At 59.6% G+C, this 15,173-nt stretch carries 16 protein-coding genes; 12 read left to right on the forward strand and 4 right to left on the reverse strand.

Features of this window, described 5'->3' with window-relative positions:
* Positions 1-31 precede the first annotated feature (31 nt).
* The 3 genes from KGD89_RS06040 (at position 32) to KGD89_RS06050 (ending at position 2,636) form a co-directional block, all read left to right on the forward strand.
* Positions 32-1,309 (forward strand): flavohemoglobin expression-modulating QEGLA motif protein, encoded by a 1,278-nt coding sequence (locus tag KGD89_RS06040; protein WP_025258912.1) that lies wholly within the window; start codon positions 32-34, stop codon positions 1,307-1,309.
* A 90-nt stretch (positions 1,310-1,399) separates the two neighbouring features.
* A complete protein-coding gene (locus KGD89_RS06045; protein WP_025258913.1) occupies positions 1,400-2,314 on the forward strand; it encodes an alpha/beta hydrolase in 915 nt (304 codons plus the stop codon).
* Entirely contained in the window at positions 2,307-2,636 is a 330-nt protein-coding gene (locus KGD89_RS06050; protein ID WP_025258914.1) for a hypothetical protein, read from the forward strand. The genes KGD89_RS06045 and KGD89_RS06050 overlap by 8 nt, the downstream gene beginning before the upstream one ends.
* A 53-nt stretch (positions 2,637-2,689) precedes the next feature.
* On the opposite strand, the gene KGD89_RS06055 is transcribed toward KGD89_RS06050, so the two are convergent.
* Positions 2,690-3,472 (reverse strand): OmpA family protein, encoded by a 783-nt coding sequence (locus KGD89_RS06055; RefSeq protein WP_025258915.1) that lies wholly within the window; start codon positions 3,470-3,472, stop codon positions 2,690-2,692.
* Between the two features lie 59 nt (positions 3,473-3,531).
* Positions 3,532-3,945, reverse strand: coding sequence for a DUF4398 domain-containing protein (locus KGD89_RS06060; RefSeq protein ID WP_025258916.1), 414 nt, complete (start codon positions 3,943-3,945; stop codon positions 3,532-3,534).
* Between the two features lie 426 nt (positions 3,946-4,371).
* Here KGD89_RS06060 and ppc point away from each other — a divergent pair, with 426 nt between their 5' ends.
* The 7 genes from ppc to KGD89_RS06095 all read left to right on the forward strand — a co-directional run bounded on the left by ppc (position 4,372) and on the right by KGD89_RS06095 (position 11,655).
* Entirely contained in the window at positions 4,372-7,008 is a 2,637-nt protein-coding gene (gene ppc / locus KGD89_RS06065; protein ID WP_025258917.1) for a phosphoenolpyruvate carboxylase, read from the forward strand.
* Positions 7,009-7,266: 258 nt separating this feature from the next.
* The gene (adk, locus tag KGD89_RS06070) at positions 7,267-7,914 is read left to right on the forward strand and encodes an adenylate kinase (RefSeq protein ID WP_025258918.1); all 648 of its coding nucleotides are present in this window, start codon (positions 7,267-7,269) and stop codon (positions 7,912-7,914) included.
* Positions 7,915-8,004: 90 nt separating this feature from the next.
* Entirely contained in the window at positions 8,005-8,688 is a 684-nt protein-coding gene (tsaB, locus tag KGD89_RS06075; protein WP_025258919.1) for a tRNA (adenosine(37)-N6)-threonylcarbamoyltransferase complex dimerization subunit type 1 TsaB, read from the forward strand.
* A gap of 196 nt (positions 8,689-8,884) precedes the next feature.
* Entirely contained in the window at positions 8,885-9,208 is a 324-nt protein-coding gene (locus KGD89_RS06080) for a hypothetical protein (protein WP_025258920.1), read from the forward strand.
* 2 nt (positions 9,209-9,210) lie between these two features.
* On the forward strand, positions 9,211-10,074 hold the full coding sequence (locus KGD89_RS06085) for a DUF72 domain-containing protein (protein WP_176767548.1): 864 nt from the start codon (positions 9,211-9,213) through the stop codon (positions 10,072-10,074).
* Positions 10,075-10,129: 55 nt separating this feature from the next.
* The gene (locus KGD89_RS06090) at positions 10,130-10,963 is read left to right on the forward strand and encodes an isocitrate lyase/PEP mutase family protein (protein ID WP_025258922.1); all 834 of its coding nucleotides are present in this window, start codon (positions 10,130-10,132) and stop codon (positions 10,961-10,963) included.
* Between the two features lie 2 nt (positions 10,964-10,965).
* Positions 10,966-11,655: an extensin-like domain-containing protein gene (locus KGD89_RS06095; protein ID WP_025258923.1), complete on the forward strand. Its 690-nt coding sequence runs from the start codon at positions 10,966-10,968 to the stop codon at positions 11,653-11,655.
* An 81-nt stretch (positions 11,656-11,736) separates the two neighbouring features.
* Here the strand turns inward: KGD89_RS06095 and KGD89_RS06100 are convergent, their stop codons facing one another.
* Positions 11,737-12,360 (reverse strand): hypothetical protein, encoded by a 624-nt coding sequence (locus KGD89_RS06100; RefSeq protein ID WP_025258924.1) that lies wholly within the window; start codon positions 12,358-12,360, stop codon positions 11,737-11,739.
* A gap of 96 nt (positions 12,361-12,456) precedes the next feature.
* Here KGD89_RS06100 and KGD89_RS06105 point away from each other — a divergent pair, with 96 nt between their 5' ends.
* Positions 12,457-13,239 carry a class I SAM-dependent methyltransferase gene (locus tag KGD89_RS06105; RefSeq protein WP_025258925.1) on the forward strand — a complete coding sequence of 261 codons (783 nt, stop codon included), beginning with the start codon at positions 12,457-12,459 and terminating at the stop codon, positions 13,237-13,239.
* A 108-nt stretch (positions 13,240-13,347) separates the two neighbouring features.
* Here the strand turns inward: KGD89_RS06105 and KGD89_RS06110 are convergent, their stop codons facing one another.
* A complete protein-coding gene (locus tag KGD89_RS06110; protein WP_025258926.1) occupies positions 13,348-13,980 on the reverse strand; it encodes a TetR/AcrR family transcriptional regulator in 633 nt (210 codons plus the stop codon).
* 91 nt (positions 13,981-14,071) lie between these two features.
* On the opposite strand from KGD89_RS06110, the gene KGD89_RS06115 reads away from it, so the two are divergent.
* Positions 14,072-15,172, forward strand: coding sequence for an efflux RND transporter periplasmic adaptor subunit (locus tag KGD89_RS06115; RefSeq protein WP_025258927.1), 1,101 nt, complete (start codon positions 14,072-14,074; stop codon positions 15,170-15,172).
* Position 15,173 lies beyond the last annotated feature (1 nt).

Consider the following 15,173-nt stretch of genomic DNA (forward strand, 5'->3'; position numbering starts at 1 on the left):
GGGCAGCAGCCCGCCAGCCAAGGAGTACCGGGTGGACGAGTACCAGCAAACCATTCGTGCGTTATCGGATCGAATAGTCTTAGCCCAGACGCCGATTCGTGTACTGGATGCGGTGAAGTGGGATGAAAAAGTACGCAAGGATTTTCTCGCCGCCAAAGGCAAGGCATTGCCTGCCGTTGACCGTGCCTATTACGAGAATCGTCCTCTGGGGTTCGACTCCGGGGCTTTGAAGCTCGAGTTCCAGAACATCGAGCGTGATATCACCCGCCAGTTGGGCCAGTTCAACCCGGTCGGGCAGATCATGCGTCGCATGTGCAAGGAATACCGCATGGTGATCCGCATGCTCGAAGCCCGTGGCACACCGGATTTCGGGCTGATCTCCCAGGAACTGTACGGCGCGGCCTCCGATGCATTTCATGCCGGTGACCCGACCCTGGCGGACCTGGGGCTGATGCTTTCGGATTACCTGAACAATATTGCCGGTCGGGGCGACCTTAAGGACGAACCCAAGATACTCACCGCCAAGGATGCCGTTTCCCTGCTGCAGAGCCGCTTGAACAGGGTATTTGGCGAAGCCGAGGAAACCATCCGGGTGTTTGAGTCAGACGGTATCGTTGCCGATGCGGCGGCGGGGGCCGATTACATCAAGATCCGCTCCGACGCGATGTTCAACGAGCGCGATGTGCGAGCGCTTGAAGTCCATGAAGGGCTGGTGCATGTCGGCACCACGCTCAATGGTCAGAACCAGCCGATCTGCACCTTTCTGTCCAAGGGGCCGCCCTCATCGACCGTGACTCAGGAAGGGCTTGCCATCCTGATGGAAGTCATCGCGTTCGCGTCCTATCCCAGCCGCCTGCGCAAGCTGACCAACCGCACTCGTGCGATTCATATGGCGGAGGAGGGCGCTGACTTCCTGCAGGTTTTCGAGTTCTATCGCGAGCAGGGTTTTGGCATGCCGGAGAGCTATGGCAATGCCAGCCGGGTCTTCCGTGGATCGACGCCAAACGGGCTGCCATTCACCAAAGACTTGTCCTACCTCAAGGGTTTCATCATGGTTTACAACTATATTCAGTTGGCCGTGCGCAAGGGCAAGCTTGAACAGGTACCGTTGTTGTTCTGTGGCAAGACCACCCTTGAAGACATGCGTACCCTGCGTCAATTGGTGGATGAGGGGTTGGTGGTCGCGCCCAAATACCTGCCCGACCAGTTCCGCGACATGAACGCCCTGTCGGCCTGGATGTGTTTCTCCAACTTCCTCAACCACTTGAGCCTGGATCGTATCGAGGCCGATTATTCGAATATTTTGTAGCCTCCTTCGTGAATGAATGCTCCCACACAGACACAAACCTTGTGGGCGAATTCATTCGCGAAAAAAACCACCCGAAAAAGGACCCTTAACGTGAAGCTGATCGGCATTCTCGTGTTGATCTTCAGCCTCACAGGCTGCAGTTCGATGCTGTTCTACCCGGAACCCGGTTTGCCGTTCACGCCTGAAAAGGCCCACCTTCAATACCGAGACGTCACGCTGACAGCGGCCGATGGCACTCGTCTGCATGCCTGGTGGCTGCCCGCCAAGGAAGGCGTCCCGGTCAAGGGCACGGTGCTGCATCTGCATGGCAACGGCGGCAACCTGGCCTGGCATCTGGGGGGAAGCGGGTGGTTGCCCGAGCAGGGTTATCAGGTCCTGCTGCTGGACTATCGCGGTTACGGGCTGTCTGAAGGGGCGCCGAGCATACCGGCCATCTATCAGGACATTCAGGCCGCATTCGACTGGCTGGATGCCGAACCTCAGGTACAAGGCAAGCCACGGATCGTGCTGGGGCAGAGTATTGGCGGTGCGTTGGGTGTGCATTATCTGTCGCAACATCCTGAACAGCGCAGCAAGCTGAAGGCGCTGATTCTTGACGGCGTGCCGGCCAGCTATCGCGATGTCGCCCGCTACACCCTTGGCACGTCCTGGCTGACCTGGCCGCTGAAGACCCCGCTGTCATGGCTGATCCCGGATGCCGACAGCGCCATCAACGGATTGCCGCAACTCAAGGGCACACCGATGATGATCTTCCAGAGCATGGACGACACCCTGGTGCCACTTTCCAATGGCATCCGTCTCTATAAGGCCGCGCCTCTGCCGCGGGTGTTGCAAGTGACCCGTGGCGGCCACGTGCAGACCTTCTCTGACCCGCTCTGGCGTCAGGTGATGCTGCGTTATCTGGAAGACCCGGAGCGTTTCAACGGCCTGCGCCGTCTGGCCGAAGTCCCCAACTACCCGCAACCGGCTATTCAAACCGAACCGGCAGAGAGCCCTCATGAGTGAAGAGCGTAACCTTATCCCACTGATCCTCACCGGCATCGGCACCATCATCGGTACGGTCGGGTGCCTGTGGTTCTATGGCTATCTGCACTTCGCCAGGCCCGAAGATGCCTTGCTGCTCAGTGACTTCACTCTGCTCAAGACCGTACCGGGGGAAGACTACATGATCGCCGCGACGCCAGCCGCAGAGGTTGCGCAATGCATCGATGGCGTACTGGTGCTGTTCGACACCTCCCAGAAAGGCCTGTCGGGCGTGTTGGTCAACAACAAGAAACAGGCCGTGCGCTGCATGGGGCAGGAGACGCCACAGCAATTGAAGCCATAAAAAAGCCCCGCCTGCACGAAGCAGGCGGGGCTTGGGTCAGCTGACTCTCGCGATCAACGCAGCGAAGAGCGCGGTGCCACTGGCTGGTTGTCGTTGGAAATGGTCACTTCCACACGACGGTTCATGGCGCGGCCCGAGTTGCTGGTGTTATCAGCGACCGGGTATTCCTTGCCATAGCCGGTTGCCACAATGCGGGCCGGGTCTACACCCACGCGGACCAGAGCAGCACGCACCGAGTTGGCACGGCTTTCGGACAGCGACTGGTTGTAGGAAGCGGAGCCGGTGCTATCGGTATAGCCTTCGACGATCACTTTGCGATCAGGGTTTTCCTGCAGGAACTGCGCAAGTTTGGCGATGTTGCCCTGTGCGCCCGGCTTCAGGTCGGCACGGTTCAGGTCGAACAGCACGTCACCGAAGGTCACCAAGGTGCCGCGTTCGGTCTGTTTGGCGTTCAGGCTGTTCTTGAGCTGGGCGATTTGTGCGTCGCGAGCGTCCAGTCGGGCCTTGGCGCGTTCTGCCGAGGCGTTTTGCAGGGCCGCTTCGGAAGTGCGCAGGTTGATGGTCTCTTTGGCCAGTTCAACGCGCTGGTTGGTCAGGTAAGCCAACTGGTCGACTCTTTTCTCGTCTTCCTTGTCGCGGAAGGCCTTGTCAGCCTTGTCCAGCCAGTCGCTGGCGTCCTTGGTTTCAAGGGCGGCAACTTTGGTAGCCTGCGGGTTGCTTTGCAGGGCGGAGAAGTTGGTCCGCGCCTGTTCCAGATTCGGGTTCGGTTTAGTGGCACAGGCCGCCAGGGCTACGCTCATGGCCAGCAGGGCAGGGATCATCAATTGTTTGCGCATAATAGGATCGTCCTTTAATCAATTACCAATGCATGAAAAACGCAGGGTGCGATCTGTGCTTATTGCACCTGACGCAGGCCTTCTTCACGTAGTTCTTCGACGCCCTGACGAGCATCCTGCACGGCTTTCTCGGCCTTGGCGGCCTGCGATTTACGCTCTGCTACACGAGCATCCCATTCGGCTTGTTCGGCCAGACGGCGGGCTTCGTCGTATTTGTGTTCCTGCATCGCCAGGTCGGCTTGCTTGAGTTTGTCCTGAGCGGCCTTGGTTTCTACCGCGGCGTACTCGGTCCCGCCAGCGCTGACGGCACTGTTGACGGCTGACTGAGTCACTGCGTACTGCTCGGTTGGTGGATTTCCCGCGCAACCAGCCAGAATGAAGGTGCTACCCAGGGCCAGCGCAGCCAGTTTCAACACGCGCAGGCTTTTGAACTTGGATTTGGCAGTAAGGGTGTTCATGGTGATCAACTCCATTGTCAGACTCCGAACGTGGTTATCCATGACAGTCAGTTTTCCTGGCCGGAAGGCTTCAGGGTATGTTCCCGCTGCCTTGTGGCTTTCTGTAATGGTCAAAGGCTCCGACCTGTGGGTTTTTTGAATAGTTCAGTGAAATTTCTTCAGCATGGTCAGGATTTTTCACCGGACGCTTTGCGTAATGGCATTGGGTGATGTCAGGAAAATATAGTCAGCCTGCGGGAAATATCAGGCTCGCACGGGCTTGCGGGACGATTGGAGAGTGCTCGCCAAAAGACAGATCGACTGTTGCCGGGATGCAAGAATTTGTCGCGGCACAGGTTTTTGGTGCACTGTTGGACACAGTTCATTGAAAGCTACCCGTACACGTCACCCATACAAGTCACCCATACAAGTCAGTCATACAAGAACAGGGGAGAGAGAACGATGGCCGATATCGATGCGCGTTTGCGCGAAGACGTTCACTTGCTGGGCGAGCTTTTGGGAAACACGATTCGCGATCAGCGCGGGGCCGCCTTTCTCGACAAGATCGAGCGTATTCGCAAAGGGGCGAAGGCCGGCAGGCGAGGCTCTGCGGCGGGTGCCGAGCAGTTGAGCTCCAGTGTCGACAGCCTGGACGATGACGAGCTGTTACCCGTGGCGCGAGCGTTCAACCAGTTCCTGAACCTGGCCAATATCGCCGAGCAGTATCAATTGATGCGCCGTCGCGATGACACCCAGCCTCAGCCTTTCGAGGCCCGGGTTCTGCCTGAACTGCTTGATCGGCTCAAGGCTGAAGGCCACTCTCCCGATGCGCTGGCCCGCCAGTTGGGCAAGCTTGAAATCGAACTGGTACTTACTGCGCATCCCACCGAAGTGGCGCGCCGCACGCTGATCCAGAAATACGACGCCATTGCAGCGCAACTGGCGGCGCTGGACCATCGGGATCTCAATAGCATCGAGCGCGAGCAGATCACTTCCAGACTGCAACGACTGATCGCCGAAGCCTGGCACACCGAAGAAATCCGCCGTATTCGCCCTACGCCTGTCGATGAGGCCAAGTGGGGGTTTGCGGTCATCGAACATTCGCTCTGGCACGCGATTCCAAGCTATCTGCGCAAGGCCGATCAGGCGCTGCAAGCGGCTACCGGCCTGCATTTGCCACTGGAAGCGGCGCCGATCCGCTTTGCTTCGTGGATGGGCGGCGACCGGGATGGCAACCCCAATGTCACGGCCAGCGTTACCCGTGAAGTCCTGCTGCTGGCCCGCTGGATGGCGGCCGATCTGTTCCTGCGGGATGTGGATCAACTGGCTGCCGACCTTTCCATGCAGCAGGCCAGCGATGCCTTGCGCGCCAGCGTCGGTGAGAGCGCTGAACCCTATCGTGCTGAACTCAAGCGTTTGCGCGAACGTCTCAGGGCCACCCGAAACTGGGCCAATGCTTCGCTGACCGCGCCACAGCCTGCGCCGGATGCCGTGTTGCACGATAACCGTGAACTGCTTGAACCTCTCATGTTGTGCTTCCAGTCGCTGCATGACTGTGGAATGGGAGTGATCGCCGATGGCCCGTTGCTCGATTGCCTGCGTCGTGCGGTGACTTTCGGGCTTTTTCTGGTGCGTCTGGACGTGCGCCAGGATTCCAGCCGTCACTGCGCGGCCATGACCGAAATCACCGACTATCTGGGCCTGGGTCGTTACGAGGACTGGGATGAGCCGACGCGCATCGATTTCCTGCTGCGTGAATTGAATAACCGTCGTCCCTTGCTTCCCGCTCATTTCAAACCGGCTGCCGACACCGCCGAAGTTCTGGCAACGTGCCGCGTCGTGGCGGCTGCACCGGCGGCTTCGCTGGGTTCTTACGTGATCTCCATGGCCGGTGCCGCATCGGACGTGCTCGCGGTACAACTGCTGCTCAAGGAAGCTGGCCTGCAACGGTCTATGCGCGTGGTGCCGCTGTTCGAGACCCTGGCTGACCTGGATAATGCGGGGCCTGTGATCGAGCGGCTTCTTGGGCTGCCGGGTTATCGCTCGCGGCTGCACGGCCCGCAGGAAGTGATGATCGGCTATTCGGATTCCGCCAAGGATGCCGGCACCACTGCCGCGGCCTGGGCGCAGTACCGGGCGCAGGAAAAACTGGTGGAAATCTGCCGCGAGCAGCAAGTCGAACTGCTGTTGTTCCATGGCCGTGGAGGCACCGTCGGGCGCGGTGGTGGTCCGGCTCATGCGGCGATTCTGTCGCAACCGCCGGGTTCGGTTGCGGGGCGTTTCCGCACGACCGAACAGGGTGAGATGATTCGTTTCAAATTCGGCCTGCCTGACATTGCCGAGCAGAACCTCAACCTTTATCTGGCTGCCGTTCTGGAAGCGACCCTGCTGCCACCTCCTTTGCCTGAGCCGTCCTGGCGGAAAATGATGGATCAGATGGCCACCGACGGGGTGAATGCCTACCGGGCCGTTGTGCGGGAAAACCCCGAGTTCGTCGAGTACTTCAGTCAGGCCACGCCCGAGCAGGAACTGGGTCGCCTGCCGCTGGGCAGTCGCCCGGCCAAGCGTCGTGCGGGTGGTGTCGAAAGCCTGCGGGCCATCCCGTGGATCTTCGCCTGGACCCAGACGCGCCTGATGCTGCCTGCCTGGCTCGGTTGGGAAGCCGCCCTGAGCAAGGCTCTGGAACGCGGCGAGGGTGACGTGCTGGCGCAGATGCGCGAGCAGTGGCCATTCTTCCGCACCCGCATCGATATGCTGGAAATGGTGCTGGCCAAGGCCGACTCGGACATCGCCCAGCTCTACGATGACCGTCTGGTGAGCGCTGAACTGCAGCATTTGGGTGCGCATTTGCGCGGCCTATTGTCGCAGGCGTGCAAGGTTGTCCTAGGCCTCACCGGGCAGCAGCAACTGCTGGCCCATAGTCCGGAGACCCTGGAATTCATCAGTCTGCGCAACACGTATCTGGACCCGCTGCATCTGTTGCAGGCCGAGCTTCTGGCGCGCTCCCGGTATCGTGAGTCCAGCCTGGACAGTCCTCTGGAACTGGCTTTACTGGTGTCTGTTGCAGGTATTGCAGCCGGATTGCGCAATACCGGCTGACAGTCCTTATTCCGGTTGCTTGCAGGCCATTGCCGGGACAGATGTGTATTGCGTGAAAGCGGGTTGAGCAGGTGCGGGTTTGCACAGGTGGGCGCAACTGCCGTCATGCCTTGGGTTGCTGCGACTTTTGGCGTCTTGTGCGGCCTGTGTCTGCTGTGTATCTTGGTCAGCCTTTTGGCCTTTGGCCGACGTTTATTTTTCAGATTGGCCCAAGAGGCGAATCCGACGATTGACTATAAAAATTTGAGGAGCATGACGATGCGCGTGATTCTGCTGGGAGCTCCTGGAGCCGGTAAAGGTACTCAGGCAAAATTCATCACTGAAAAATTCGGCATCCCGCAGGTTTCGACTGGCGATATGCTGCGCGCAGCGGTCAAGGCCGGCACTGAACTGGGCCTGAAGGCCAAAAGTGTCATGGACTCGGGTGGCCTGGTTTCCGATGACCTGATCATCGGCCTGATCAAGGATCGCCTGGAACAGCCTGACTGCAAGAACGGCGTATTGTTCGATGGTTTCCCGCGCACCATTCCTCAGGCTGAAGCCCTGTTGAAGGCAGGTCTGGACATCGACCATGTGCTGGAAATCGCCGTTGATGACGAGGAGATTGTCCAGCGCATGTCGGGCCGTCGCGTCCATGAAGGTTCCGGCCGTATCTACCATGTGCAGCACAATCCGCCGAAGGTTGAAGGTGTTGACGACGTCACTGGCGAGCCTCTGGTTCAGCGCAAGGACGATGTCGAAGAAACCGTGCGCCATCGCTTGTCGGTCTATCACGCACAGACCAAGCCGCTGGTTGCGTTCTACAGCGAACTGAGCAAGAAGAATGGCAAGCCCAAGTGCAGCCATATCGAAGGTGTCGGTTCCGTGGATGCGATCACCGCCAAGGTGCTTGCTGCATTGACCTGAGCCCGAAAGGTCTGAGTTCAACAATGGCCCGCTTGCGGGCCATTTGTCATTTATACTGCGTCACTTTTTCCAACGAAGACGGATACACCGATGACCACCTTGCTGGCCCTGGACACCGCCACTGAAGCCTGCTCGGTCGCTTTGCTGCATGACGGCAAGGTACTGAGCCACTATGAGGTGATCCCGCGTCTGCATGCCCAGCGCCTGCTGCCCATGATCAAGGATCTGCTGGCCGAGGCGGGCATTGCAATGTCGGCGCTGGATGCCATCGCCTTCGGGCGGGGGCCGGGCGCTTTCACCGGCGTGCGTATCGCCATCGGCGTGGTTCAGGGGCTGGCCTTCGCGCTGGAGCGTCCGGTGCTGCCGGTCTCGAACCTGGCGGTGCTGGCGCAGCGTGCCTGCCGCGAGTACGGCGCCCAGCAGGTCGCTTCGGCCATTGATGCCCGGATGGATGAAGTCTATTGGGGTTGCTATCGCGAAACTGCCGGTGAGATGCGTCTGGTCGGCAACGAAGCGGTCTTGCCGCCCGAACAGGTTGCCTTGCCTGTCGATGCCGACGGTCAATGGTTCGGTGCCGGTACCGGCTGGGGGTATGCCGAGCGTATTCCGGTTTCGCTGGTCGGTCAGGACGCGAGCATGTTGCCCCATGCCCAGGATCTGCTGACCCTGGCGACGTTTGCCTGGAACCGTGGCGAGTCGATTCCGGCAGATGATGCCCAGCCGGTCTATCTGCGCGACAAGGTGGCTACGCCCAAGGGGCCTCAAGTCAAGTAAGGGCGTAACACCCACGAAAGACGGGAAAAAGCTACGAAAATATCAATTAGCCATCTACCACTTGTCGACTAATCCGTTCGTTATGCCCGACGGCGCAAACAATCTGCAATATGTGTGGTCTAGTTATCGTTCACGTATTTGCCAAGTTCCGGCCTGTGACGTTAAATTGCCACTACAAGACGCCGAGTAGATATCGATGCGCATAGACGGACCCTCATCACGTTCATACCCTATCAAGCGAAAGCCGAAGAAGGCTCCTTCGACCGTTGAAGGCACCTTTGAAGAAATCGATGGCGATGTAGACGTCGAATTGCCTGCGCGGCCTGCTCAGGCCTCGCGCCGCGAGTCTTCCGGTGACGCTCAGATTGGCTCCACTGCCAACGTCCCTGCTCGCCCGCAGGACATCATCTTCCCTCGCTCCATGAGCACTCGTGTCGCCAACGCTTTGGCCAGCTATCTGACCACTGCCAGTTTTGTGGATTGGGATCTGGAAGTGTCGGGGCTCGATCTCCACGTCTGACCGTGCCCAGCCTGCCTTACTACCTGGGATGTCCGTCATGGAGCGAAAGCGCATGGCGTGAGTCGTTTTACCCCGAAGATGCCCGTCCCACCGACTTTCTGCGTCTCTACGCCCAGGTCTTCAATGTCGTTGAAGGCAATACCACGTTCTATGCACGTCCCGCACCCGCCACTGTCCAGCGCTGGGCTGAAGTCCTGCCACAGGATTTTCGTTTCACGGCCAAGTTTCCCCGGGACATCAGCCATGACGGCGACCTGCGCCTGCAACTGGATGCCGCTGAAGCCTTTGTAAAACTGCTGGCCCCTCTTGGCGAGCGTGTTTCACCGTTCTGGCTGCAACTGCCAGCCAGTTTCTCGCCTCATCGTCTGGCGGAGCTGGCGGGTTTTCTCGATGAGCTCAAGGTGCCTCTGGCGGTTGAGGTGCGGCACATGGCCTTTTTCGAGAAGGGCGACGAAGAGCGCATGCTCAACCGAATGCTGCTGGACCGAGGCGTGGAGCGGATCTGCCTGGATTCCCGGGCACTGTTCAGTTGTGTCTCCACGGATCCGGCAGTGCTGCATGCCCAGTCCAAGAAGCCCAAGGTGCCCACGCGCCCGGCGGCCTTGACCCATTCGCCGCAGGTTCGCTTCATTGGCCGCCCGGTGCTGGAGGACAATGACCCGTTCCTGACTCAATGGGTCGAGAAGGTCGCCGTCTGGATCGAGGAAGGGCGCACTCCCTACGTGTTTCTGCACACCCCGGACAACCTTAAGGCGCCTGACCTGGCTCAGCGTTTTCATGGCTTCCTGATGGCGCGCCTGCCGGGGCTGCCGCCATTGCCCGAGCTGGATCGTGGCCCGCAAGTGGAGCAACTGGGCTTGCTCTGAGGTCGATAGTTGTGGGTTCAATAGGCCCCCACCTCACGATGACCTGGAAAAGCTCATGGACTCTCGACAACTGCACCGGGCACACACCTTCAAGGCCTTGCATGAGCGCGACAGCGCCTTTGTAATTCCCAACCCATGGGATGCAGGTTCGGCAAAGTTGCTGGCCTCGCTGGGCTTCGAGGCTTTGGCGACCACCAGTGCCGGTTTTGCCTTCAGCCTTGGGCGAGCCGATGCCGAAGGTGCAATCAGTCGCGATGAAACCCTGGAAAATGTCGCTGACATCGTCGCTGCAACGGACCTGCCCGTGGCGGCTGATCTGGAAAACTGCTTCGCCGACAGTCCCGAAGATTGTGCCGAAACCTTGTTGAAGGCTGCCGCGACCGGGATTGTCGGTGGCTCCATCGAGGATGCCAGTGGCGATGCGGGACAACCCATCTACGATTTCGAGCTGTCTGTCGAGCGGGTGAGGGCGGCGGCTGCGGCGGTGAAGGGGCTGCCATTTCCGTTCCTGCTGACGGCGCGTGCCGAGAACCTGCTGCACGGCCGACTGGATTTTGCCGACACCCTGCGTCGCCTTGAAGCCTACGCCGAAGCCGGTGCTGACGTACTGTATGCGCCGGGGTTGCGGACCCGTGAGGAAGTCATCGCCGTGGTTCGTGCTGTCGCACCCCGGCCAGTGAATGTGCTGATGGGGCTTGGCGGCGTAACCTTGTCGGTCGCTGAGCTGAGCGAGTGTGGCGTCAAGCGCATCAGCGTGGGTTCTTCCATGGCGCGAGCGGCCTGGGGCGCGCTTTATCGGGCGGCCGAAGAGGTTCGCACCCAAGGCACCTTCAGCTACGCCGATCAGGCATTGCCGTTCCATCGGCTCAATACTCTGTTCAAAAGCTGAGGATGCGGATTTTTCTGCTGGTCCTGTTGCTGTGTGCGGCAGCTGTGATGGCGGTCTGGCGAGGCTGGGTCGATGTTCCGCCGCAGTGGAACCCATGGGCGCCTCTGGATGTTCAAGTTGAGCCCAACCTGCTGACGCCCTTCAAGCTGGCGCGGTTGAAGGATGATCCGGCGCTGTGCGATCTGGCGCTGGGCTCATCGAGCCTGCGTTACAGCCGTCAGGCCGACAGCGACCCGTCTGCCCGATGTCCCTTGCAGAACACCTTGCGCATACAGGGCGGCGACATTGCCTTGAGCAGCAGCTTCCTGGCCAGTTGCCCGCTGGCCGTTGCCTACGCCCTGTTCGACATCCACACCTTGCAGCCTACGGCCCAGACGGTTTTTGGCCAGCGCGTCGCACGGATCGATCACCTGGGCAGTTTCGCCTGTCGCAATATCTATAACCGCGCCAATAGCCGCCTCAGCCAGCACGCCACCGCCAATGCTCTGGACATCGCCAGTTTTCGTCTGGCTGACGGGCAGAGAATCAATCTGCTCAAGGACTGGAGCGACGAAGGCGACAAGGGGCGTTTTCTGAGGCTGGTGCGCGACGGCGCCTGCAAGAATTTCAGCACGGTGCTGGGGCCGGAATACAACGCGGCGCATCGCGATCATTTTCATCTGGATATGGGGTTGTGGCAGGTGTGTCGTTAGGCTCTATATGAAATGTATCTGCGCTCGGTGATGCTGCGTTAAAACAGGCTCACCTTCGCTCGAAAGCATTTCAAACAGAGCCTAGGCAGCCATGCGCAGGTTTTGCAGGATCAGCGGACGAGCCCAGCCATTTTCATAGTCGAACTGGCGCTGTTGAGCCTGGATGGTTTCTTCGTCAAGTGGCAGAGCAGGCTTGTCGGCCAGTTCCCACTCGAGTTCGGCAATCGGCAGGTGCAGAGGACGCGGTTGTGGACCTGGCCCTGGGTTGCCGTTGTAGTTGTAAGGGTTGACCACGGTCGGACGGACCCAGTTGCTGTCGAATTCCAGGTGGCGTTGCTGTTCGATGATTTCGCTGATGCTGAACGGCTCGGCAGCCGGTGGCAGCAGGTCGAGTTCAAATTCGGCAATCGGCAGGAACAGCGGTTCTGGTGGCTTGACCTGAGTGTCGGTGACCGGGCAGGCGCGCTGCTCGACGATCTTGCTCAGGGTGCGTGCGCCAGTGACCGGTTCGCCGGTTTCAACATCGACTTCGATCTTGATTGGCGCTTGCTCAGGCTTGCTGCCATCACCGATCTGTTCTGCCATCGCGCGTGCAAATGCATCCGACCACAACTGCGTCACACCGGTCAGGGTGCGGCTGTTGCTGAGGCTGTAGTCGCCTGCGTGCGACAAGTAGCCGATGGATGATTGAACAATCTCTGACATGGCGATCAGTTCTGGCCTTGGGTCTGGCAAAATGCCCGATACTTGGTTATCGGCAGATTTTGCCGATCATTAACATTTTTTGAGTGTGTGCAGCGAATGAGTGAGCAGCAAGCGGGCAGCCGTATACGGGTCGAAGCCCTGACGGTGAGCGGACAGGATCAGGCATCGCAGTGGGCGCAGCGTCTGAACCTGCCTTTGCAGGATGAGCAGGCCGACTTTGCCCTGCAAGTGAGCGACGATGGCCTGCAATTGCAGCAACTGGGCGATGATGTTCCAGGCCCTGTGCGAGTGGACTTTGTCGAGGGCGCTGTGGCCCATCGCCGTCTGTTCGGCGGTGGCAGCGGGCAGATGATTGCCAAGGCCGTCGGTATTCAACCGGGTGTGCGGCCAAGGGTGCTTGATGCCACGGCAGGCTTGGGCAAGGATGCGTTCGTGCTGGCCAGCCTGGGCTGTGAAATGAGCCTGATCGAGCGTCAGCCGATCATTGCTGCCCTGCTGGAAGATGGTTTGCTGCGCGGTCGTCATGATGCCGATGTGGGTGGCATTATCGCGCAGATGCGTCTGCTGACCGGCAACTCCATCGAGCTGATCCGTGCCTGGGAAGGCGAGCCTCCGCAGGTGATCTACCTCGACCCCATGTTCCCCCATCGCGAAAAGACCGCGCTGGTGAAAAAGGAAATGCGCCTGTTCCGTCCCCTGGTGGGCGATGACATGGACGCACCGGCCTTGCTGGAGGCCGCCCTGGCTCTGGCGACCCACCGCGTAGTGGTCAAGCGTCCGCGCAAGGCTCCCTGCATCGCAGGCCCGAAACCGGGGTATGCGCTGGATGGCAAATCCAGCCGTTATGACATCTACCCGAAGAAAGCGCTCAAGAGCTGAATTCCCGCGTGTCTAGGAGCGAATTCATTCGCGAGAGGCAGTAAATCCAGCGCAACGTGACCTTCGCGACTGAAGTCGCTCCTTCAAAGTCTGTACAGTTTTGCAGTGCTAAACCCCATAAGCCCGCATAAACAATGCCACCACTTCCCGGACATGCTGCTCGGCCTTTTCTGCGTCGGGCATCCCTGCGCAGCCCACCAGAAGACGGAAGTGGAAGAGTCCTTTGACCATGGTCAGGAAGTGCTCGGCGGCGGTTTTCGGGGATTCGATACGCAGCTCGCCTGCCTTGTCGATCTGGATCAGCAGGCGTTCCATCTCGTTGAGAATGCGTTGCGGGCCGGCCTCGAAAAAGATCATCGACAGTTTCGGGTCCTGGGTGCCCAGGTTGACCATCAACCGGTTCAGCTCCAGGGATTCGGGGCTGTTGATCAGCGTGTGGAAGGCGCGAGCGACATTCAACAGCACTGTCTCAACCGGCAGATCACTGCCCAGATGCACGAACAGGGCAGGCATCTGCTCTTCGCAACGGGCGACTACCGCGGCAGAGAACAGCGTTTCCTTGTCGGTGAAGTGGCTGTAGACCGTGAGTTTGGAGACGCCTGCTTCGGCGGCGATGCTGTCCATGCTGGTGTTGCCATAACCGTGACGCACGAAAAGGTCTTTCGCGGCTTCGAGAATGGCTTTGCGCTTTTCCGGATCCTTTGGGCGACCCGGACCTGAGGTCAACGAAGTGTTTGGCATATGTTGAAATAATGAACTGGAGAGTTTGAAAAAATTTAATATACTCGCCAGTACAATTATTCCAAGCCCTATTCGTGCAAAGGTCCACATCATGTTCCGCGATGCTTTGTCTCTCGTCGTGCCGGTTTGTCTGCTGTCATTGCTCACAGCCTGCAGTCAGGAAGTGGCTGCGCCTGTAGTGGTGCGCCCGGCCATGGTGGCCCAGCCACTGCTTTCCTCCCAATCGGTGGACAGTTATCCCGGCGAAGTGCGGGCTCGTTTTGAACCTGAGCTGGCATTCCGCATCGGCGGCAAGGTCAGCAAGCGTCTGGTGGAAGTGGGGCAAAGGGTTAAGGCCGATCAGCCGCTGGCTGAGCTGGATGCCGAGGACGTGCGCCTGCAACTGGAAGCGACCCGCGCCCAGGTCGCTGCCGCAGAAGCCAACCTGAATCTGGTGCGCTCCGAGCGTGATCGCTACAAGACCCTGCTGGATCGCCAGATGGTCAGCCGCTCGCAATATGACAACGCGGAAAACCTCTATCGCTCCGGCGAAGCCCGGCTCAAGCAGATCAAGGCCGAGTTGACCGTCGCCGACAACCAGACCCGCTACACCGTTTTGCGTGCTTCCCAGGATGGCGTCATCGCCGGGCGTTCGGTGGAAGTCGGGCAAGTGGTTGCGGCCGGCCAGACGGTTTTTACCCTGGCGGCAGATGGCGAGCGTGAAGTGTTGATCAGCCTGCCGGAACAGAATTTTGCCCGCTTCAAGGTGGGTCAGCCGGTGTCCGTCGAGCTGTGGACCGTGCGCGATCAGCGTTTTGCCGGTCGTATCCGTGAGCTGTCACCGGCTGCCGATCCGCGTTCTCGTACCTTCGCTGCGCGCATTGCCTTTGCCACCGGGCAGGTTCCGGTCGAACTGGGGCAGAGCGCCCGGGTGTTTATCGCGGCAGAGCATGCGGTTCCGCTGTCCGTCCCACTCTCGGCGGTCAGCTCGGAAAATGGCGCCAGCTACGTCTGGCGGGTCAGCCCTGACGGCATTCTCAAGCGTGCTCCCGTGCAGCTTGGGGCATACGGGCAGGAATCGGTGCCGGTACTCGAAGGCCTGAAAGAAACCGACTGGATCGTCGCCGCTGGCGTGCATGTGTTGCGCGAAGGCGAACGGATCCGCCCGGTGGACCGCAGCAATCGTGCGGTAAAAATGGCGGCCGGGGAGTAGA

This window comes from Pseudomonas cichorii, assembly GCF_018343775.1.
Classification (GTDB): domain Bacteria; phylum Pseudomonadota; class Gammaproteobacteria; order Pseudomonadales; family Pseudomonadaceae; genus Aquipseudomonas; species Aquipseudomonas cichorii.

What these genes read in the sequence shown, in the direction of transcription:
- KGD89_RS06050 (WP_025258914.1), top strand. Translation starts at nt 2,307, where the DNA reads ATGAGTGAAGAGCGTAACCTTATCCCACTGATCCTCACCGGCATCGGC.
- KGD89_RS06055 (WP_025258915.1), bottom strand. Translation starts at nt 3,472, where the DNA reads ATGCGCAAACAATTGATGATCCCTGCCCTGCTGGCCATGAGCGTAGCC.
- KGD89_RS06060 (WP_025258916.1), bottom strand. Translation starts at nt 3,945, where the DNA reads ATGGAGTTGATCACCATGAACACCCTTACTGCCAAATCCAAGTTCAAA.
- ppc (WP_025258917.1), top strand. Translation starts at nt 4,372, where the DNA reads ATGGCCGATATCGATGCGCGTTTGCGCGAAGACGTTCACTTGCTGGGC.
- adk (WP_025258918.1), top strand. Translation starts at nt 7,267, where the DNA reads ATGCGCGTGATTCTGCTGGGAGCTCCTGGAGCCGGTAAAGGTACTCAG.
- tsaB (WP_025258919.1), top strand. Translation starts at nt 8,005, where the DNA reads ATGACCACCTTGCTGGCCCTGGACACCGCCACTGAAGCCTGCTCGGTC.
- KGD89_RS06080 (WP_025258920.1), top strand. Translation starts at nt 8,885, where the DNA reads ATGCGCATAGACGGACCCTCATCACGTTCATACCCTATCAAGCGAAAG.
- KGD89_RS06090 (WP_025258922.1), top strand. Translation starts at nt 10,130, where the DNA reads ATGGACTCTCGACAACTGCACCGGGCACACACCTTCAAGGCCTTGCAT.
- KGD89_RS06095 (WP_025258923.1), top strand. Translation starts at nt 10,966, where the DNA reads ATGCGGATTTTTCTGCTGGTCCTGTTGCTGTGTGCGGCAGCTGTGATG.
- KGD89_RS06100 (WP_025258924.1), bottom strand. Translation starts at nt 12,360, where the DNA reads ATGTCAGAGATTGTTCAATCATCCATCGGCTACTTGTCGCACGCAGGC.
- KGD89_RS06105 (WP_025258925.1), top strand. Translation starts at nt 12,457, where the DNA reads ATGAGTGAGCAGCAAGCGGGCAGCCGTATACGGGTCGAAGCCCTGACG.
- KGD89_RS06110 (WP_025258926.1), bottom strand. Translation starts at nt 13,980, where the DNA reads ATGCCAAACACTTCGTTGACCTCAGGTCCGGGTCGCCCAAAGGATCCG.
- KGD89_RS06115 (WP_025258927.1), top strand. Translation starts at nt 14,072, where the DNA reads ATGTTCCGCGATGCTTTGTCTCTCGTCGTGCCGGTTTGTCTGCTGTCA.